Source organism: Ottowia cancrivicina (genome assembly GCF_029813755.1).
Lineage (GTDB): Bacteria > Pseudomonadota > Gammaproteobacteria > Burkholderiales > Burkholderiaceae_C > Ottowia > Ottowia massiliensis.
Map to the genome: position 1 here is coordinate 97334 of NZ_JARVII010000005.1, position 18759 is coordinate 116092.

The 18759-nt window shown below is 59.0% G+C and carries 13 protein-coding genes and 2 pseudogenes; 6 read left to right on the forward strand and 9 right to left on the reverse strand.

What is annotated here, in order from left to right:
• Positions 1–64: 64 nt before the first annotated feature.
• Genes QB898_RS04180 through QB898_RS04190 form a run of 3 tightly spaced genes read right to left on the reverse strand, consistent with a single transcriptional unit; the run spans position 65 to position 2113 of the window.
• Positions 65–754, reverse strand: coding sequence for a hypothetical protein (locus tag QB898_RS04180; RefSeq protein ID WP_279523919.1), 690 nt, complete (start codon positions 752–754; stop codon positions 65–67).
• Complete coding sequence (locus QB898_RS04185; RefSeq protein WP_279523920.1) at positions 751–1968, reverse strand: pesticin C-terminus-like muramidase; 1218 nt, start codon at positions 1966–1968, stop codon at positions 751–753. The genes QB898_RS04180 and QB898_RS04185 overlap by 4 nt, the downstream gene beginning before the upstream one ends.
• 1 nt (position 1969) lies before the next feature.
• A complete protein-coding gene (locus QB898_RS04190) occupies positions 1970–2113 on the reverse strand; it encodes a hypothetical protein (protein WP_279523921.1) in 144 nt (47 codons plus the stop codon).
• A gap of 227 nt (positions 2114–2340) precedes the next feature.
• On the opposite strand from QB898_RS04190, the gene ubiD reads away from it, so the two are divergent.
• The 3 genes from ubiD to QB898_RS04205 all read left to right on the forward strand — a co-directional run bounded on the left by ubiD (position 2341) and on the right by QB898_RS04205 (position 8198).
• Positions 2341–3837: a 4-hydroxy-3-polyprenylbenzoate decarboxylase gene (gene ubiD, locus QB898_RS04195; RefSeq protein WP_279523922.1), complete on the forward strand. Its 1497-nt coding sequence runs from the start codon at positions 2341–2343 to the stop codon at positions 3835–3837.
• Between the two features lie 270 nt (positions 3838–4107).
• Positions 4108–7218 carry a DUF2339 domain-containing protein gene (locus QB898_RS04200; RefSeq protein WP_279523923.1) on the forward strand — a complete coding sequence of 1037 codons (3111 nt, stop codon included), beginning with the start codon at positions 4108–4110 and terminating at the stop codon, positions 7216–7218.
• A 104-nt stretch (positions 7219–7322) separates the two neighbouring features.
• The gene (locus QB898_RS04205) at positions 7323–8198 is read left to right on the forward strand and encodes a helix-turn-helix transcriptional regulator (RefSeq protein WP_279523924.1); all 876 of its coding nucleotides are present in this window, start codon (positions 7323–7325) and stop codon (positions 8196–8198) included.
• A gap of 105 nt (positions 8199–8303) precedes the next feature.
• Here QB898_RS04205 and tnpA read toward each other — a convergent pair.
• The 3 genes and pseudogenes from tnpA to QB898_RS04220 form a co-directional block, all read right to left on the reverse strand.
• Positions 8304–8740: pseudogene (gene tnpA, locus QB898_RS13405) on the reverse strand (IS200/IS605 family transposase).
• A 9-nt stretch (positions 8741–8749) separates the two neighbouring features.
• The gene (locus QB898_RS04215; protein ID WP_279523925.1) at positions 8750–10171 is read right to left on the reverse strand and encodes a hypothetical protein; all 1422 of its coding nucleotides are present in this window, start codon (positions 10169–10171) and stop codon (positions 8750–8752) included.
• A complete protein-coding gene (locus QB898_RS04220; protein ID WP_279523926.1) occupies positions 10150–11697 on the reverse strand; it encodes a VPA1262 family N-terminal domain-containing protein in 1548 nt (515 codons plus the stop codon). The genes QB898_RS04215 and QB898_RS04220 overlap by 22 nt, the downstream gene beginning before the upstream one ends.
• Before the next feature lie 336 nt (positions 11698–12033).
• Here QB898_RS04220 and QB898_RS04225 point away from each other — a divergent pair, with 336 nt between their 5' ends.
• The 3 genes from QB898_RS04225 to QB898_RS04235 are packed head-to-tail and all read left to right on the forward strand — an operon-like array spanning position 12034 to position 15234.
• Positions 12034–12633, forward strand: coding sequence for a hypothetical protein (locus QB898_RS04225; RefSeq protein ID WP_279523927.1), 600 nt, complete (start codon positions 12034–12036; stop codon positions 12631–12633).
• Positions 12518–14752 carry a TonB-dependent siderophore receptor gene (locus QB898_RS04230; protein ID WP_279523928.1) on the forward strand — a complete coding sequence of 745 codons (2235 nt, stop codon included), beginning with the start codon at positions 12518–12520 and terminating at the stop codon, positions 14750–14752. The genes QB898_RS04225 and QB898_RS04230 overlap by 116 nt, the downstream gene beginning before the upstream one ends.
• A 5-nt stretch (positions 14753–14757) precedes the next feature.
• Positions 14758–15234, forward strand: a complete 477-nt coding sequence (locus QB898_RS04235) for a hypothetical protein (RefSeq protein ID WP_279523929.1) — start codon at positions 14758–14760, stop codon at positions 15232–15234.
• A gap of 453 nt (positions 15235–15687) precedes the next feature.
• On the opposite strand, the gene QB898_RS04240 is transcribed toward QB898_RS04235, so the two are convergent.
• The 3 genes and pseudogenes from QB898_RS04240 to QB898_RS13410 all read right to left on the reverse strand — a co-directional run.
• Positions 15688–16431, reverse strand: a complete 744-nt coding sequence (locus tag QB898_RS04240) for an ankyrin repeat domain-containing protein (RefSeq protein WP_279523930.1) — start codon at positions 16429–16431, stop codon at positions 15688–15690.
• A 235-nt stretch (positions 16432–16666) separates the two neighbouring features.
• Positions 16667–18259 carry a Tle-like phospholipase domain-containing protein gene (locus QB898_RS04245; RefSeq protein WP_279523931.1) on the reverse strand — a complete coding sequence of 531 codons (1593 nt, stop codon included), beginning with the start codon at positions 18257–18259 and terminating at the stop codon, positions 16667–16669.
• A 254-nt stretch (positions 18260–18513) separates the two neighbouring features.
• A pseudogene (locus tag QB898_RS13410) lies at positions 18514–18759 on the reverse strand (hypothetical protein); the annotation flags it as partial.

Genomic DNA, 18759 nt, shown 5'->3' on the forward strand with positions numbered 1-18759 from the left:
GATGGCGAACATTTATGGCAAGACCTGCATGCTTGGCCGTCGCGCTGCCGCGCGAGCCATTCAATTATTCGTCCTTTGACGGGACAGGCGATTTGCTTTGGGACGGCTTTGGATCATCCGGAATGCGCTTGAATATCTGGAGCGTGGTGATCATCCGCTCGGAGGCGTCTGCGTCGTCTGGCACATTGGGATCGTACTGGAAAGTCTGATTGACCAGAGTGTCTTTATCGATGGCGAACATGAGATAGCTGCCAGACTTGTCGAAAAATGTCATGACATATCTTGATATATCCTTTTTCTGTGCTTTGATTCCCATTGACTTGAGCAAAGGAGCCAAAAGATTCATTTCATCATCGAACAAGGCCTCTGCTTCTGCGCCCATTTCTTGCTTTATTGGCTCAAAGGGAATATAGGTGTTGTTGTTCTGACATCTGGCTCCCCAACGTTCCTGACGGCACATGGCGATTGGAAATGGAGGATAGAAGGTCAGCGTGAATTCCTCTTGTCCCTGAAAGACATCGTATCCTTCTTCTTCCATGACACCGTGATAACCAAGATGAATTTTTTGGTTCGGGAAAAATAGGTCCTTTGCGAATTCTTTTGCCTCCATATTGACTTCCGGAATGCTTTGAACCAGCACATAATTACCAGCAAGCGGCGGGGGAGAGAATTCTTCGCATTGGGCAGGTGCAGCCATGATCAGGGCGCTGGCGAGAGCCAGCGCCCATGAGGCTGGATGTTTCCAGCGCATCATTTACGATGCCTCTGGCCTGGATGCGCGGAAGGAGCGGGGGTTTGCGGCTGCGCGGGCGTTTGATCTGCGGAAGCTGGCGCAGCCTTTTCATCGTCCTGCTTGACCTTGTACTCCTCGGCATTAATGGTGTTGAACCACGCCTGCAAATCGGCATGCTCCAAAGGGATGCGATTCTTATGGGAATCGTCCCTGTAGTGCTTCGTGTTCAATTTATCAAGGGCGTTTTGCACCAGACCCTGTGCCAGAGATTCAGCAATTTCTCTGGAGGCACCTTTCTTGATGTTGCCATCCTGATAATGCCTTGAGAACAAAATGGTTTGTTCCGCCGAAGAAAGCTCCTTGAATGCGCGGTGCTTTTTGATTCCTTTTACAATGCCATTGTATTCTGCGATGGTATTTTTCAAATGATCGTCTTTCATCTCGGCATCCAGCAAGTCCGCCTCCTTTTTGGTCAAGGTAAGTGGGTGCGCCAGCAGGTATTCCGCCGCTTCCGCCCGCTTGAGGTGCATATAGGGTTCCAGTTTGTCAATCAGTTCCTGTGATACTTCAAAGTCTTTCAGGCGCTTTTTGTAAGCAGTTGGCTCTTGCTGCCCCAAATCCACGCCCGTGCCGATTGTCACGCCCGACTGGCTGGAACCATCCAGTATCTTGTAGCCGTCTTTCGTGGTGGCCAGGCTGCCATCATTATTTTTGTGGAAATTCAGCAAAACCGTGATGGCCCCATTCTTGCTGATGCTCTTGATAATGGGCCACCAGGGCACATAACCGCGCAGGGCCTGGCCGCCTTCGTAGTTGGATATTTGCTCGAAGTTGATGCTGGCGCCGTGTTTCTTGTTGATTTTCTGGGCCATTTCATCGCTCATGGTGGATTGGCTGTTCGGATTGGGGCCGACGTTGTGGGTGGAAAGCCTGAGGTAATTTTTTGGCGTTTCCTTGGGTTTTTCCTTGAGCGCCTTGTCATAGGCGGCGCCAGCCAGGGCCTCCTTGTCGCCTTTGAGCGTGACGATGCCTTTGCTGAAGGTGGCGCCTTCCAGTTTCTTGGTGTTTTTGCCTATCTGGTAGAGCACTTGTGACCAGTCCTGCGGGTTCAGTTGTTGCCGGAGGTTTTCGTTGTGCTTGCAGGCCTGTTGCTGGGCAGGCGTGAGGTCTGCGCCTGCGGCCTGGCCTGCCGCGTGGGGGCTGGCGCTGTGCTGGCCGCAGGGGGTGAGCGCCATTTCAGTCAGGGAGCTGCCGCCGGATGCGGGCCTGCGGCACGGGGCTGCTGGCCGCAGGCTGCGCGGGGGCAGGCGGAGCGGCTGGCGCGTCTGCTGCGGGCGGAAGGACAGGCGCGGCAGGAAGGCGCGGTATGGCGTTGGACATGGTGCGGACTCCTTGGGAGTGGTTGAGATGGGCGGCATCGTGCGCCTTTGCATACGTAAAAACAATCTAGGGTGATTACTGTGTGATGCCGCCCGGCATGGTTGAAATAGGGGTTTTCACTGCCGTGAGCTTTCAGGCAGCGCCAGCGAGAGCCGAACGGGCGCCCGGCGCTCCATGCCGGGCGTATCCAGGCGCACAATTCCCGCCCGTTTTTCTCTGCCTGTTTCATGCACTACCAAGACCTGCGCTCCTTCATGGCCCTGCTGGAAGCCGATGGCGATTTGCGCCGCATTGCCCAGCCGGTTTCGCCGCATCTGGAAATGACGGCGCTGTGCGACCGCGTGCTGCGCGCGGGCGGCCCGGCGCTGTTATTTGAAAAGCCAGGCAGCGTGCAGCGCGAATACGCCATGCCCGTGCTGGGCAACCTGTTTGGCACGCCGCAGCGCGTGGCGCGGGCGATGGGGCTGGCGGATGTGAGCGAAGTGCGCGCGCTGGGCGAGGCGCTGGCCGCGCTGAAGGAGCCGGAGCCGCCGCGCGGCATGAAAGAGCTGTGGGGCAAGCGCGCGCTGATCAAAACGCTGTGGCACATGGCCCCGGCCACCGTGCGGCAGCCGCCGTGCCAGCAAGTGGTGTGGGAGGGCGATGAAGTCGATCTGGCCCGCCTGCCCGTGCAGCACTGCTGGCCGGGCGATGTGGCGCCGCTCATCACCTGGGGCCTGACCATCACGCGCGGGCCGGCCAAGGCGCGGCAGAACCTGGGCATCTACCGCCAGCAGGTCATTGGCCGCAATGAAGTCATCATGCGCTGGCTGGCGCACCGTGGCGGCGCGCTGGACTTTGCCGAGCACCGCGCGCAGCGGCCCGGCCAGCCTTTTGCGGTGGCCGTGGCCATTGGGGCCGATCCGGCCACGCTGCTGGGCGCTGTCACGCCCGTGCCGGACGCCATGTCGGAATACCAGTTCGCGGGCCTGCTGCGCGGCGCGCGCACCGAAGTGGCCCCCGCGCTGGGCGTGCCGCTGCAAGTGCCCGCGCACGCCGAAATCGTGCTGGAAGGCCACATCCAGCCTGACGCCAGCCACCCCAGCGGCTGGCGCCACGCCACCGAGGGGCCGTATGGCGACCACACCGGCTACTACAACGAAACGGCCGAATTTCCCGTGCTCACCATCGACCGCGTCACCTTGCGGCAGGGCGCCATCTACCACTCCACCTACACCGGCAAGCCGATGGACGAGCCGGCCGTGCTGGGCCTGGTGCTCAATGAGCTGTTTGTGCCCCTGCTGCAAAAGGCGTTTCCCGAAATCCTGGACTTTTACCTGCCGCCCGAAGGGTGCAGCTACCGCCTGGCCGTGGTGCGCATCCGCAAGGCTTACGCGGGCCACGCGCGGCGCGTGATGATGGGCGTGTGGAGCCACCTGCGGCAGTTTCTCTACACCAAATTCATCGTGGTGGTCGATGAAGACGTGAACGCGCGCGACTGGAAAGACGTGATCTGGGCCATCACCACCCGCATGGACCCCGCGCGCGACACCCTGCTGATGGAAAACACGCCCATCGACTACCTGGACTTCGCTTCTCCCGTGGCGGGCCTGGGCAGCAAGATGGGGCTGGACGCCACCAGCAAATGGCCCGGCGAAACGCAGCGCGAATGGGGCCGCGTGATCCGCATGGACGAAGACGTGACGCAGCGCATGAACGCGCTGGCCGACACGCTGGGGCTTTGAGCGCCCGCCGCCTTGTGTATCAAAAAGAGGAGCAAATTCAAGGGGGTCAAAAAGCCGCCTTGCGCAGTTTCTACTAGGACATCATGCTATGAATAGATGAGTTGATTCATGGCCTTTTCACTCATTCAGTGAGACTGCGCACGATTCGCCGTGCTGCAAACCTTTTGCGGGTGCGAAAAGCGTGCAACGCTGGCCGGGGGAGGCTGGAAGCGGCGGAGGCGGGCGGTAAAGTCTGCGCCCGCAGGCGGCGGGCCTGGCAAGGAGCAACGAATGGTGATTTGGGGACTACTGTGGGGGATGTTTTTGGGGGCGCTGCTGGCGCGTGGCGGCGGCGATAGCAGAACCTTCATTCTGGGGGGGCTGATGCTGGGCGCGCTGATGGGCTGGACGTTGCAGCTTGTGGTGCGCGCCCTGGTGCGCAAGGAATGGGCGGCGCTGCATGAGCGCGATCGCCGGGTGCGGCGGGCCGCGAAGGGATCGGAAGGCGAAATGGCCGCGCCTGCCGTGCCTTCCGTGCCCGCCGCGCCCGCTGCATCTTCAGCGGCGCCTGCCGTGTTTGGCGCCACGGCCATGCCGCCGGGGGGGGCCGAGCCGCTTGCGCCAGCGGCTGCGGCGGACTGGCCCGCGCATATGCCGCCGCTGCCGCCAGCGCCGCCGGATTTCCGAGATTCCTTCTTTGACACACCGCCCGTGCTGGCCGCGCCGCTTTCGGAACCCGTTGCGCCCGCGCCGGAATCCGCCCAGCCCGCCCCATCCGCCCTTACCCAGGCCGTTCATGCACAGCGCCCCGCCGTGGCGCAGCGCGTGCGGGCGCCGCACGGCGTTCTTCAAGAGGGCGATGGCGACGATTGGATCGCCCGCGCCGCTGGCTGGCTGCTGGGCGGCAATGCCATCGTGCGCATCGGGCTGGTGATTTTGTTCATCGGCCTGTCGTTTCTGGTGCGCTACGCGGCGCAGGCGGGGCTGCTGCCGCTGCCGCTGCGGCTGCTGGCGGTGGCGGCCACGGGGGCGGCGCTGCTGGCGGTGGGCTGGCGGCAGCGCTTGCGCAAACCGGGGTTTGGCCTGTCGCTTCAGGGCGCGGGCGTGGCGGTGCTGTATCTGACGGTGTTTGCCGCCTTCCGGCTGGGGGTGATGGCCTCGCAGATGGGCGCTTTCGCGCTCATGGTGCTGGTGTGCGCGGGCGGCTGCGCGCTGGCGCTGGGGCAAAACGCGCGGGCGCTGGCGTTTTTGGCGTTTGCGGGCGGCTTTGCCACGCCGCTGCTGCTTTCAACAGGGCAGGGCAGCCACGTGGCGCTGTTTGGCTACTACACGCTGCTGGGGCTGGGCATTGCGGCCATTGCGGCGCGGCGCGCCTGGCGCGAGCTGAACTGGCTGGGGGCGGTATCGACTTTCGGCATTGCCACGGTTTGGGGCGTGCTGCGCTACACGCCGCCAGAGTGGGGCACGGCGCAGCCCTTTTTGCTGGCGTTCATGGCAATTTACGTGGCCGTGGCGCTGCTGTATGCCCGCCTGCGCGCCGCGCAAGAGACGCCGCCGGGCCGGGCTGTGGTGGATGCCGCGCTGGTTTTTGGCGTGCCGCTGGCCGGCTTTGCCTTGCAGGCGGGCATGGTGCGGCATCTGGAATACGGCGCGGCCTGGTCGGCGCTGGGCTTTGGCGCGGCGTATCTGGCGCTGTGGGGCTGGCTGGATCGCCTGGAGGCAGCGGCGCGCTGGCGCTGGCATTTGATGGCCACATGCTTCATGGCGCTGGGCGTGGGCTTTGTCACGCTGGCCGCGCCGCTGGCGCTGGATGCGCGGGCTACGGGCCTGGCCTGGGCGCTGGAGGGCGCGGCCGCTTTCTGGGTGGGTGTGCGCCAGTCGCGCTGGCTCTCGCGCGCCTTCGGGCTGGCTTTGCAGGCGGTGGCGGCGCTGGCGCTGCTGTCCGGGCTGGATGGGCCGCCTGAAGGCGCATGGCCGCTGGCGCATCCGGCCTTCATGCACGTGGCCACGCTGGCGCTGGCGGCGCTGCTGTGCGCCTGGCTGCTGCGCGCGCCGCTGGATGAAGGCGAGCCGCCGCACGGCAGCCGCTGGGAGCGCGCGTGGAAGGAGCTGGAGGCGCAGCTGGGCCTGCCGCTGCTGCTTTACGGCTTTGCGCTGTGGTGCCTGGCCTGGCATCAGGAATGGAGCCGCGTGCCCGCAGCGGGCCTGCCGCCCGTGTTTTCAGACGGCGTGGCCTTGCAGCTGACGGTGCTGTCGGGCCTGCTTTCGGCCGCGCTGGCGCTGTGGGCCGCCGCGCGCTGGCGCTGGGCGGATGCCGTCTGGCCCAGCCGCCTGGCGCTGCCCGCGCTGTGGCTGGCCTTGCTGGTGCTGTGGGGCATGGACGAGCGCGCGCTGGACGGCCTTGGCCCCGTACTCTGGCCGCTGGCGCTGGCGCTGCAATGGCTGTTCATGTGGATGGGCGAAAAGCTGGCGGGCGAATTTGCGCGGCGCGATGAGCGGCCGGGGCGCGAAGGGCATGCGGGGCGCGGGGCGGCGCCCATCCGCGTGCCTGCCTTGCGCCACCCGGCCAGCGTGTGGCTGGCGCTGCTGGTGCTGGGCGATGCCATGCGGGACGCACTGCACCGCCTGAACCCGCCCGGCGACTGGCGCATCGCGCTTGCGCTGGCCGCCTGCGCCGCTGTGCTGTGGGCGCTGACGGCCTGGGCCAGCCGCCCGCCGCGCCAGTGGCCGCTGCGCCCGCATGCCGGGGCTTACTTGTGGACGGCCGCGCGCCCCCTGGCCGTGCTGGCCGTGCTGCAAGCGCTGTTCGTGGCCTGCACCGCAGCGGGCAACGCGCCGCCGCTGCCCTATGCGCCCCTGCTCAATCCGGTGGATGCCAGCGTGCTGGCCGCGCTGGGCAGCGTGCTGCTGTGGCGGCGCGCCGTGCTGGCCGCGCGCCCGCGCATTGAAGGCGCGCGCCAGTGGCTGACCGCGCCGCTTTTCTGGGCCGCGCTGGGCGGCAGCGCCTTCATTGCCGCCAACACGCTGTGGCTGCGCGTGGCGCACCACTGGTTTGGCGTGCGCTGGTCGTCGCAGGCGCTGGGCGGCAGCTTTGTCGTGCAGACGGGCTACTCGCTGTGGTGGACGCTGCTGGCGCTGGCCCTGATGGTGGCCGCGCACCGCCGCCGCCAGCGCGTGCTGTGGATGAGCGGCGCGGGCCTGCTGGGCCTGGTGGTGCTCAAGCTCTTTGCGGTGGACCTGGCCAACAGCGGCGGCGGCGAGCGCATCTTTGCCTTCATCGGCGTGGGCGCGCTCATGCTCGTGGTGGGCTACCTGGCCCCGCTGCCGCCGCGCAAAGAAGGCAAAGCGCCAGCCAGCCAGGCGGCGGAAGAAGGCGCAGAAGAAGGCGCGAAAGAAGGCTGAAACGGCAGTCTGATTTCGCTATTTGATTCGTAGCATGAGGTCCTAGTCGAAAGTGCGCGAAAGCCCTTTTCTGGCGCCCTGAATTCGCTCCTCTTTTTAAAGCCATGCCCCCTGCCGCCACGCCCGCCCGCTTTGTGGAACACCGCAGCGAGCGGCTGCACTTGCTGGTACGCGGCGCCGACCATCCGCCGCTGGCGCTGGGCGCGCACCCGGCGGCGCGCCAGGTGCAGGCGGGCCTTTACGTCACCGTGCTGGCGCGCGGCGGTCTGCGGCTGCACTGCGGCGACTGCGTGAGCGAGCCGCGCGCGCTGGGCATGCAAGTGCTGGCCGTGCGCGAGCCGCTGCCCTGGAGCGCGCAAGCCAGCGCCTGCGCCATACGCGTGGTCGGCGTGAGCATGCTGCGCCCCGACTTGCGCGCGCGGCAACTGGAAAGCTGGTTTGACAGCCTGTTCGCCCGCCACGAGCCGCTGCGCCAGGTGCAAGTGGCCGCCGACGCGGGCAGCTTGCAATTGGCTGGCGACATCCTGGACAGCGACCCGCGCCAGCCGCTGCAACTGCTGCGGCTGGAAGCGGCCGCGCAAGCCATCTTCGTGCAAGGCATCGCGGCGCTCACCGGCACGCGCGCCCCCTCGCGCCGCGAACGCCTGCTGCGCCTGGCCGCAGCGCTGCAAGCCGACCTGGCCCGCGCCTGGACGCTGGCCGACATGGCCGCCGAGGCCGGCATGAGCGCGCGCGCCCTGAGCGAAAGCTTCGGCCGCGAATTCGGCGCATCGCCCTTTGTCTGGCTGCGCCAGCAGCGCCTGCTGCAAGGGCGGCACCTGGTATTGGACGAGGGCCTGCCCGTGGCGCTGGCCGCCGAGCGGCTGGGCTTCAGCAGCGCGGCGCACTTTTGCACGGCTTTCAGGGCGCAATTCGGCGAAACGCCAAGCCGCCTGCGCCAGCGCTTGGCGCAGCAGGGCGGGGCAGGGCAGAGCGCCTGAAAGCGCGCCCCCAAGCCTGATCACGGGCGCAAAAACCCCGGTTTCACTGCAAAAACAGGAGCGAATGAACTACTCCTCAGCAAGCTGCGGAGTATCAGAATAATCTCAGTTGATGGCCTGAATACAGCTTCTTGAATTACCAATTTGATTCTTCACATCTTGGCCAATCATCGCTTCGTCTCCATATCTGCCCACCATCGAAACAAAATACTTGGCTGACCAAAACTCACCGCCCCAAAGCTGCTTTTTGACTTGCGGACACGTCTGAATATCTCCCTGGTCAAACTCTTGACCATTCGCACCAACTTCGTGACGTTCGCTGTACGCCGCTACTGCTGCTGACTGCGCAAAAGAATGCACGCGATCCTTGTCTGTGCCGATTTCTAAAATTTCAATTTATAGCGGCGCTTAATTTCCAAACACACGTCTTTGAGTGTCTCATCTAATTCACTATCAGATACCGCCCTCCTGTACTTGGTCGGAAATATCAAGTGATACAACAGTGCCATGACGTTGTGACTCTTGTGGAGGTATTCACTCATCACAAAAACTTACGCCGCAAGTGGCGGAAAATTTTTCCTCCAGAGATCCAAATGAATCCAATTTCTCCACCTTAAATCATTTTCGAATTGAGTTGGCAGACAATATCGCTTATTAATATCGTCAAAAGATAGTGATAAATCTCCCTGCAATACATTAGCAAGACAGGCTGGTTGCATTCTGGATAAATGCAGACAAATGAATTTATCTAGTTCTATTTTTGAAGCAAACCATTGCTGCTGAAAATTCAAAATTTGATTAATTTCATTTTGAATGAAATCTGCTCTATCTTGTTTGGAGAGCATCGTTTGGAAATATCTTACCAAGGCCCTATCCAGTATGCTCCGCCCAATTGAGCAGGTATTTCCAAAACCCCAATTTTTCCATTTTTCATAAGATAGTCTACATAAATGCTGAATTTTATCCTTAGTAGCATGAGCAAAGAAGTATTCCAAGCACTCTTTGATGGACGCTTCATTTTCACTCAAGTGTAAACTGTCGATATAAAGGCATATCTTCTCATTGCTGGCATTTGCCAAGAATGCGCCAAGCCCTAACTGAAGGTAAGGATACCTGGCTGCATATTGATTAAAAATGAGAAACCATTCATCGGGGCAATCCTGCCAAATATCTAGTAATTGAATTTGCTCTTTATTCATTCCATCGCCACATAGATGCCGCAGTGCAAACAGTAAAAGAAATTTTGCTAAATTGTTGGTTGTTTGTAAAGCAAAAGGTTGACGATGTTTTTCTGGCAGAAGGGCGAGCCAATACAGAAGATTATAAATCTTGGTTTCCTGATTAATCAATGTCAAGATCTCATGGCTATGATGTTCAGATATAAATGAATATGATTGATGAGGATCTAGGTGTAGATTTTCGTATAGCGTATTTAACAGCCACTGATTTTCTGCAATCTCTTTCCATTTTTGTTTTTTTAAATTCTCTATAAAGCAATCTATCATTTCCTTATCATTAATCGATGCGCCTGAGCGGATAGATAATCCAACTTCCACGTGATATAAATATTCCATTGCTAATCTTTTGCTGGAGCAAGAAAAATCTATTTTTTCTTCATGGCTGATTGCCCAGAATTCAGGAAGAATGCAGGTCAATTCGAAAGCTATTTTTTGATTTTTTTCACTGGATTGCTCATCTTGTAAAATTTTGATCAGCCATGAAGCGCTTTCTAATAGCCTACTTTTCTTGCCTGGATCATCAATATAAATAACTGTATCTTGATAATTGATGCTTGATGGGTAAAGATTATTAATATATTGATGAAAAAGATACTTGTTATCCCAACTCCAGCTGGAGAAATTAAAGTGTTCATCAAAGAAAGAGAGTATTTCATCAGGAATGGTGGATTGATAATCAAAAGATTGGACTTGCCGTAGCACCTGAATGGTAGTTAATTCTTCTTGGATTTCCATAGGATATTACCTTCGTCACTGATTGATTGCTCCCACATTTCTTCAAAAATATCAGCGATAATCTGCCCGTCCTCAACCTCTTGAATAATGTGGTGGCTCTTTCCCAGGCTATTAACTGATGTTCCCAGTGACCAGGCTCTCACAGGCTCATCTTTTGCTTGTGGAAAAATAATAAAACGGTCATGAAAATTTCTAACCCTAGCCTTGACAAAAGTCAAATTTAGCCAGCCAGCTTGAAGGATTGCCTGGTTAATTTTTGCTCTGCAAGGTGATTCCTTATTTATCTTTAGAGCTTCGTTGCTAGTTAGCGCTTTGATTGGCACATTGGCATATGGACTGAAAAATACTGTTTCAAGTAAATCTTGTACCCACAAATAGGGATCCCAAAGATAAATGCCATTTTGACTATATGCCTTAATTAATTTTCTGATGAAATCCAAGGCTTCTTGGCGCATATCCTGTTTAAATTGTCTCAGTTTTAAAGAGTCATGCAGCTCTTGTCTTTCTATTTTGAGTAGTCTATTTCTAACCCAATCTCTATGATCCTTGATATTTTTGCCAATTTGACTTTGTGATGCCCGGGTGGAAATATTAATTTTTTGTTCTGTTCCGTCAGGTAATCTGAATATTCGTTGGTCATGCTCCTGCATATATATAAAAAGATTAATGGACTCCATTATGGGTGGTATTTCTCCTCCGGCACAAATTATCTGGTTGTCTTCATCCCAAATTGCATAATACCCTCTCCCGTTAATTTGCTGAAAGGGGATGATATTTCTTCCTTTGGCTAATGGAATTTTCTGAAAATCAATCATGCTTCCATGTTGTTCCCTCCAGAAAATTCCTGATAATTTCACCTCTTCCGAGATATGTGGGCTAACTGCCAAATTCGATAACAGTTGATGACTGTTTGGGTCCCTTCTTTCTGTTACAAATGCCACGGCAGAGCAAGGAATTTGTAAGATTATATTACCTAACCTGTCGGAGTGACTGCCAATCTTAATAGGCAAATATTCTTGCAGCTTTTTAGAAAGTTCATCTAAGGATTTGAGATTTTCTATCAGTGAAGCAACATGCTCTTTGCTTTCATCAAACCATTCAAAAAGATGCGATCCTCCAAAAAAGTTATTCTTGAGCAAGCCCAGAAATTCATTTTTACCTTGCTCTAAAGCTGGTGCATGAACTGCGGGAATGCATTTTAGCCGGCCGTAAACAAGATTATTTTTGTTGTCTTTGTCCGTAATCTTGGTATTTAGATTGGAAATTCTATTGAAAAAATCTTCTATGGAAATGATTCTTTTAAAAACGCCAAACTTCAGAGACTTGTCGGTTTTTAATTGAACAAGCTTTGGTGTAATTTTTTCTTCGTTTATTAAACGCAAATCTGTTTCATGGGCAATTGCTAGTGTGAAAATATTGAAAGCCGGATTCTTGCTCCTTGTGCCAATCACTTCAAAAAGTTCGACGCATCTAAAATTGCCAATGGATGGTGTTGCTAATATTTTCTTTATTGATTCAACAGTCATCTAATTTCTCCGTGTAATATATCCACAATGAGTCTCTCTTAATCGTCTTTCCCACTATTCAAATCTTAATTCCATATAGGCTGAATAGGTTGTAAATTTGATCGTTACTGCTTTTGTGCCATTCCATTGCATCTGAAAGCTCCCTGGAAATAACCCCGACTTTAGCGCACACTTTTCTGTCATTATCGATATTTTGATTGTCGCCTCGGAGGCATAAAATTATCCTATACATTTAACAAGCCTTAAGGTGCCACGCACCACGGCGCTTGCTGATGCACCAGCCCATGCTCCAGACTCCACAGGGCCGTCAGCATCAACGCCAGTCTTGCCAGCTGCATGCTCCAGGGGCCGCGTCCATTCACGCTCAAGCGCAGCAAAAACCACAGCCCCTTGCTACGTGTCGTCCGTCAGCGCCTGCCCAATGACCGCGCAGGCGGCTCAGCCCACGGCTATGCGCAGCTCGCCCGTCAGGCCCAGCAGCAAGGCGTTGATCAGCATGGCGGTTTGCATGCGGCTTTCGGAATCGCTTCACGGTTTTTCAGTGGGTGCAAGAACGCGGTCTCGGGCGGTTTGTGGCACAGCAACTCCTTGATGAACAGTAAGAAAGTCATGAGGGTCTCTATCTGCGCCGTCTTCAGTTTGTGTGTGGTTTGTTTGCTCCTTGCGGCCAAGCTTGCGACAGGCTTTGAAAGCCCTGCCGCGAACCACCGCCAAACCCGCCGCCAAATGAAAATGATTCGCCGTTTTCTGCAAGCGCCGGGCCGTGCGCGTGCGCAGACTTTTCCTTTGTTGCAGCTGGATTCAATGGAGGAGAAACACCATGCACGCACCTGCCATTCAGGGTCGGTTTTTGCTTTTGTCTTGCGCGGCGGCGCTGGCCTGGCCTGCTGCGTCTGCTGCGGATGCGGCGGCGCCAGCGGGCGGGGCCGCGTCTGACAGGCATGCCACGCTGGATGCCGTCATCGTGCGCGAGCGCCCGGGCGGCGCTGAATACGACGACGGCCCCAATGGCCGCCTGCCCCGGCAGGCCGCCAGCGCCACCAAAACGCGCACGCCTTTGCTGGAGACGCCCCAGTCCGTGTCCGTGCTCACGCAGGCCGATTTGCAGGCCAGCGGCGCGGTCACGCTGGGGCAGGCGCTGGCCTACAGCCCGGGCCTGCACGCCATGCCTGGCGGCGGCAACGATTCCAGCCGCTATGACTTTTTCAGCTTGCGCGGGCAAACCTACAACGGCGCGCTGTTTCTGGATGGCATGCGCGCTTCGTTCGGCGTGGGCAATTTGAGCCTGCCGCAGTTCGATCCCTGGCTGCTGGAGCGCGTGGAGGTGCTGCGCGGCCCTGGCTCCATGCTCTACGGGCAAAGCCTGCCGGGCGGGCTGGTCAATGCCTTGTCCAAACGCCCGCAGGCGAAGGCGCACCGGCAGGCCAGCGTGACGCTGGGCAACTGGCAGCGGCGCGAGCTGCGGCTGGATGCGGGCGGCGCGGCAGGAGACGGCAGCGGGCGCTTTACCTGGCGGCTGGCCGCGCTGGGGCGGGCGCAGAACAACCAGATTGATCACGTGTCATCGCGCCGCCTGGCGCTGGCGCCTTCGCTGCGCTGGCAGATCGGGCCGCAAACGGCGCTGACGCTGCTGGCCAGCTACCAGAGAGACCCGCGCGGCGGCTACTACGGCGGCCTGCCCGCGCAAGGCGTGCTGTCACCCTTGCCGAATGGCGGTTACGTGCCGCGCCGCTTTTTTGTGGGCGATCCGGCTTTCAGCCACTTCAGCCGCACGCAAACCACGCTGGGTTACGACTTCGAGCACGCACTGGGCGCGGGCTGGACGCTGCGGCACGCGCTGCGCCGCATCACCTCGCAAGCGGCCGTGCAGGGGCTGGCCGCCGCCGCTCTTGTGCCGCCCGACATGCTGGCGCGCACGGCCTTGCATGCCGGCTCGCGCACGCAGGCGCTGATGGCCGACACCGCCATCGAAGGCCAGGCGCGCACCGGCCCCGTGGCGCACCGCCTGCTGCTGGGGCTGGATCACATGCAAAGCCGCCTGACGCAGCAAATGGGCTTCAGCTTTGCGGGCGTGCCGCCCCTTCGCATCCGCAACCCTGTGTACGGGCTGGCCGTGGCCGCGCCCGCATCGCCCGCCACGGCCCATTTATGGGCCGAAACGCTGGATCACGCCCGCCAGACGGGTTTTTATGTGCAAGACCAAATGCGCCACGGCCCTTTCGCCCTCACCCTGGGCGGGCGCTACGACACGGCCCGCACCCGCAGCCAGCGCGCCAGCCAGCTCATGGGGCGGGCCGCCAGCGCCGCGATTGGCCAGCAAGACGATGCCTTCACGGGGCGCGCCGCGCTTTCGTGGCACATCACGCCGCAGTGGGTGGCCTACGCCAGCCATGCCACATCTTTTTTGCCGCAGGCGGGGCTGATGGCCGACGGCCAGGGCTACCGCCCCTTGCGCGCGCGCCAGTGGGAAGCGGGGCTGAAATACGCCTCTGAAGACGGGCGGCTGCAACTGGCCGCCGCCGCTTTCAGCATCCAGCAGAAAAACGCCCTGACGCCCGATGCCGACCCCACGCACATGTGCATGAGCGCCACCGGCCCCGGCCCGTGCATGACGCAGTCGGGCCGGCAGCGCACGCGCGGGCTGGAGCTGGAAGGGCGCGCCGCGCTGGCGCAAGCCACGCATATCCATGCCAGCCTGACCTGGCTGGCGCCCCAAATCACCGCCAGCAACGGCGCTGATCTGGGCAAGCGCCCCGTCAATATTCCGCGCGCCACGGCTGCGCTGTGGGCCGAGCGCGCCTTCACGCCCCGGCTGCGGCTGGGCCTGGGCGTGCGCCACACCGGCAGCGCCTGGGCCGATGCGGCCAACACCTTGCGCGTGCCCGGCCACACCCTGCTGGACGCCGCCGCGCACTACGCCATCAGCCCGCACCTGACGCTTTCCGTGCGCGCCGCCAACCTGGCCAACCGCCGCTTTGCCGCCTGCTCCAGCGCCAGCTACTGCAACTGGGGCCAGGCCCGCGCCATCAGCGCCGAACTCGACTATCAATGGTGAGCCGCATGAACCCGAATCCGGATGCCAGCATGAACGCGCAAGCGCCTGAACCACCCGGCTTTCCCGCGCCGGGCGTGGAAGGCTTTCAGGCCGACTTTTCCCTGTGGCCCGTGCTGCTGGCGCGTCTGCCCGGGCGCCAGCCTGGCCAGCCAGGGTTGGAGCGCGCCCGCCAGTGGCTGGACACGCTGGAAGCCGCCCTGCAACGCCAGCAGCCCTTTGCCGTGGTGTGCGACATGAACGCCTACATCAGCCACAAAGGCGAATCGCCCGAAGAAAAGAAAGCCGCCGCGCTCTGGATGAAAAGCCACCTGGCGGCCTTTCACCAGTATTGCCGGGGCAACGTTTACGTGATTGGCGACGATGCCGCCCGCGCCGCCTTGCTGGCATCAGGCCGCCAGCAGGCCGGCGCCAGCCCCGTGCGCATTGCCGCCGCCGCCACCTTGCCCGAAGCCGTGGCGCTGGCCCGCCAGATGCTGGCGTAAGGCCCGTGGGGAGCATCGGGAAAGCTTGTTTTCAGCTCTCGAATCCATAGCGTGATGTCCTAGTGGAATGGGCGCTGGCGCCGTTTTGGCGCCCTATAAATCAGCTCCTGTTTTTAATGGCCTGGCAGACGATCCAGAGGGTGACAGCTTCAAAGCGGACATGCTTCGCTGGCTTGCTTGGACATCCTTCAAAGAGCCTGCCAGGCAGCGGGCAACGTTCGGCGGGGCCTTGGGTTCGCGCTTTGCCCGTTTTTCAATGAATGTGAAAAGGAAATGGGGAAATGGCGGAAATGGCGCGCCGCATCTTCCTGCAAGCCTTGCCGCACATGCCGCACAAGGCGGGCGGATTGGATGCCCTTAATGGCCATCGCTGCGCTTGAACCGGGCTGCCCGCAAGCCGAAGCAGCCATCCAGCCCTGCGTTGGGCGGAAGCATCCGCCGTTCGCGCATTTGTTATTTGCGCCGCTCTTCCACGGCAATGCCGTGGTCGTGTAGCCAGGCGCGCACTTTTTTCTCTACTTCAGGGTCGCGCGGCCCTGTGAAGAAATAGCGCTGGAAGGTATTGCCAGCCGCGTTGACTGCGCGCGGATCCACTCCCAGCTCCAGCAGACGCGGAATATCGGCAAAGCTGCCAATCATTGCGGCATGGTGCAGTAGCGTGCGGCCATCCTTCGTGCGTGCATGTACATCGGCTTTTGCATCTAGCAGCAGTTGCACGTTGGCCTGAGTGCTCGGCCCCAAAGCCGGGAACAGGAGTGTTTCGCCCAATCGGTTTTTTACTTCAGTGGGGAATCCTCGCTCTAGTAGCGCGGCCAGCCAGCGGCTGTCAGCCAGCTTGGCGGCCAGGTGCATGGAGGTGTCGCGCGCGTCGCCCAGCCAGGCGGGGTCTGCTCCCAGCTCCAGCAGGCTGTCAAAGGCGCGGCGGTTGCCTTCCACCATGGCAACGTCCAGCGGCGTCATTTCTCTGGCATTGCGGCTGTTGAGGCTCGCACCTTCGGCCAGCAGCTGGCGCGCCTGCGCCAAATCACCTTTGGCTGCCGCCTGATATAGCGCTGCATCCTTTGGGGTCGCGAATTTTCCATTGCTCATATCTGAACCTTGCTGACCGCAGGCCGAAGCAGCCATAAAGGCCAGCGTGGACAGAAGCATCCATCGTCTGCGCATCATGTTACGTAGGAAATAAAGGGAGAAAGCCATGGTAGCGGTTAAAAGAAAAGCGCCTGCGCGGGCTGCCAGGCGTCTTCTTTCTAATCAAATCTCAGAACCTGTTCAGCGTCTGGTTGTGAGAGGCGAAAAAGCGGCTCGGGAGGAGCTGCCAGGCGCAAACCACAAACGGGCTTCGTGTTTCCACGAGGATTTACAACGCAACAGGGCGCCCGAGGCCGCTTCGCATCAACGGATAAATCGTGAACGGGTTCTCAGACCTGGCCTATCAAAACCAGCCTGCAATCGTTTTGCCGATACCGGCAAGGGCATTGCCCACCTTTTGCACGCCATGACTGATGGCGCTGCCGATCTTCTGTGCGCCTTGCGTCACCTTGTCACCCAGCCATTGCGCGCCCTGAGCCAGCTTGCCACTGGCCCATTTCACACCGTTGGCGGCCTTGCCAGCGACCCATTTGATGCCATCGCCCGCCTTGTCAATCAGTACGGCAGCCTTGCGGCTTACGCCGTCAATCAATGCATTGGCACGCTCGCCCACTGATTCAACGAATGAGGCTGCTTGGCCGAACGGCTTTTCAAGGCCGAGTGCTTTGCCTGTATTGCGCAGCACGTTGCCAAAAAACGAGGCTCCTTCGCGGACCGCATCGCCCACAAAATCGCCGCCTTCTCTTACAACGCCAGCGCCTGCATCCAGAAAGCCATCGGCCACTTCACCCGTTGCCTGGATGCCTCCAGACAGCACACGCCCCTTGGCGATTTCATTTTGGAAGATGGCGCTGACGGCCTGGCTCCTCTCATTAAATATCTTGCCCGCATTGAAACCGGCTTCAAAAGCATTACTCCCCGCCGATGTCAGCAAGTTGAATCCGGCTTCTCCGAGATGCTCTGTCGCAGAAAGAGGAAGCGGCTTGCCTGCTGGGTGATAAGGGGCGCCTTCGCGCATGGCTTCGACATAAGCCTGGCCATCTCCTTTGCCTCCATGCAACTCCACGGAATTCAACACAGGGATTTTGGAAGCGCCTTTTGGAGCTTCCAAGCGCCATTCATGCCCTACGGCGTCGGGTGCGAGCATCGCCCCTTGCTGAATTCCCGTCAGCAATTCGCCTTCTATGTTGTAGCGGCGAATCTGGCCGTTGTTGGCCAATTCCTCACGAAGGGCATTGGGAGTCTTGCTCGGATCAAGACTGCGCAAGGTGTTGTCGCTCAAGCCAGCTGCATTGAAAGTCACGCCAGGCGCGCCTGTTGCCACCATGGCGGCTGACGCCAAACCTCCACCCAGAGAATGCCCCGTGAAAATTACGTTGCCTTCGCCAAAAGCGTCAATGGCGGTCCACGCCAGAAGTCTCGCCTGTTCATATTGTTTGGTTTCCAAGTTTGAGGCTTGACCAAAATTGGCTTTACTGTCCCAGCCTGGACCTTTTTCGCCAAACCAATTATCCGTGCCACGAAATGCAACGACATACTGCCCTTTGTCATTCTGATAGATGGCGGCATCAAAACCACTCTGCTCATCACGCAGCATGTCAGGCGTAAGGTTAGAAATGTAAACATTATTGTTATTGCCATCCACAAAATGATCACCTGCTGGACGCAGGCGCTGCCACCCAGCATTTCTCAACTCCCTTTCGGATTGCGTATGAGTCAGCTTCGTTTTTTCTGATTCGTACGCATCATTGGCCATCATGGATAGTTGTAAATCCAGATCTTTTTGTGGCGCTATGCCCCTGGCGCTGTCGGCAAATGTGCCGTCGCCTATCGGATAGCCCCGGCTGTGGTCCACTTTGGCGGAAGCTGCCTGGGCGGGGCTGCAAAAATGCGCTTGGGAACAGGAATGGCCAGGGCCGTATGCGCCTACTCTCATGGTCTGAACTCCGGTGAACGTGTTGGAACAGCATGCAGCGTAAAAACACGCTCAGTTCTTGTCTAGCTAGGATGGTTCCTAGCTGGTAAGCACCCTAGCTAGGGTATCTACTGGATGGCTGTGCTCTGTCCCTGCATGTGCCGATCAAAAAAACCGGGAGTGCCAACCTGAACCTGCTCTTCGAGTTGGCTATTTTTCGTAGTGAACGGGATGCGATAGCAGCAATTCGAAAAGCACTCAACCCTCACCCCGTGCTAGGGCCTGTTGAGAATTACCGATACTGAATCACAGCTGAAGCCAGATAGATCACCGCCTTGAAGCTGGCGTCGATCGGGCCTTTGCGAGATCACGATTGGCACGCCTTGCGCTTGTAATGGCTCTATCAGCCATTGGACATCAAAAGCCTTGTCCGCCAGCAGCGCCCCAAACTTTTGGTTCCGGATCATCTCTTCGACTCCTTTGCTGTCATGCCGCTGGCCTGGCATCAGAGCGAACTTGAC

Bases quoted from the DNA above. Each gene is read 5' to 3' on its own strand.
- QB898_RS04180 (WP_279523919.1), bottom strand. From the start codon at position 754: ATGATGCGCTGGAAACATCCAGCCTCATGGGCGCTGGCTCTCGCCAGC.
- QB898_RS04185 (WP_279523920.1), bottom strand. From the start codon at position 1,968: ATGGCGCTCACCCCCTGCGGCCAGCACAGCGCCAGCCCCCACGCGGCA.
- QB898_RS04190 (WP_279523921.1), bottom strand. From the start codon at position 2,113: ATGTCCAACGCCATACCGCGCCTTCCTGCCGCGCCTGTCCTTCCGCCC.
- ubiD (WP_279523922.1), top strand. From the start codon at position 2,341: ATGCACTACCAAGACCTGCGCTCCTTCATGGCCCTGCTGGAAGCCGAT.
- QB898_RS04200 (WP_279523923.1), top strand. From the start codon at position 4,108: ATGGTGATTTGGGGACTACTGTGGGGGATGTTTTTGGGGGCGCTGCTG.
- QB898_RS04205 (WP_279523924.1), top strand. From the start codon at position 7,323: ATGCCCCCTGCCGCCACGCCCGCCCGCTTTGTGGAACACCGCAGCGAG.
- QB898_RS04215 (WP_279523925.1), bottom strand. From the start codon at position 10,171: ATGGAAATCCAAGAAGAATTAACTACCATTCAGGTGCTACGGCAAGTC.
- QB898_RS04220 (WP_279523926.1), bottom strand. From the start codon at position 11,697: ATGACTGTTGAATCAATAAAGAAAATATTAGCAACACCATCCATTGGC.
- QB898_RS04225 (WP_279523927.1), top strand. From the start codon at position 12,034: ATGCTCCAGGGGCCGCGTCCATTCACGCTCAAGCGCAGCAAAAACCAC.
- QB898_RS04230 (WP_279523928.1), top strand. From the start codon at position 12,518: ATGCACGCACCTGCCATTCAGGGTCGGTTTTTGCTTTTGTCTTGCGCG.
- QB898_RS04235 (WP_279523929.1), top strand. From the start codon at position 14,758: ATGAACCCGAATCCGGATGCCAGCATGAACGCGCAAGCGCCTGAACCA.
- QB898_RS04240 (WP_279523930.1), bottom strand. From the start codon at position 16,431: ATGGCTTTCTCCCTTTATTTCCTACGTAACATGATGCGCAGACGATGG.
- QB898_RS04245 (WP_279523931.1), bottom strand. From the start codon at position 18,259: ATGAGAGTAGGCGCATACGGCCCTGGCCATTCCTGTTCCCAAGCGCAT.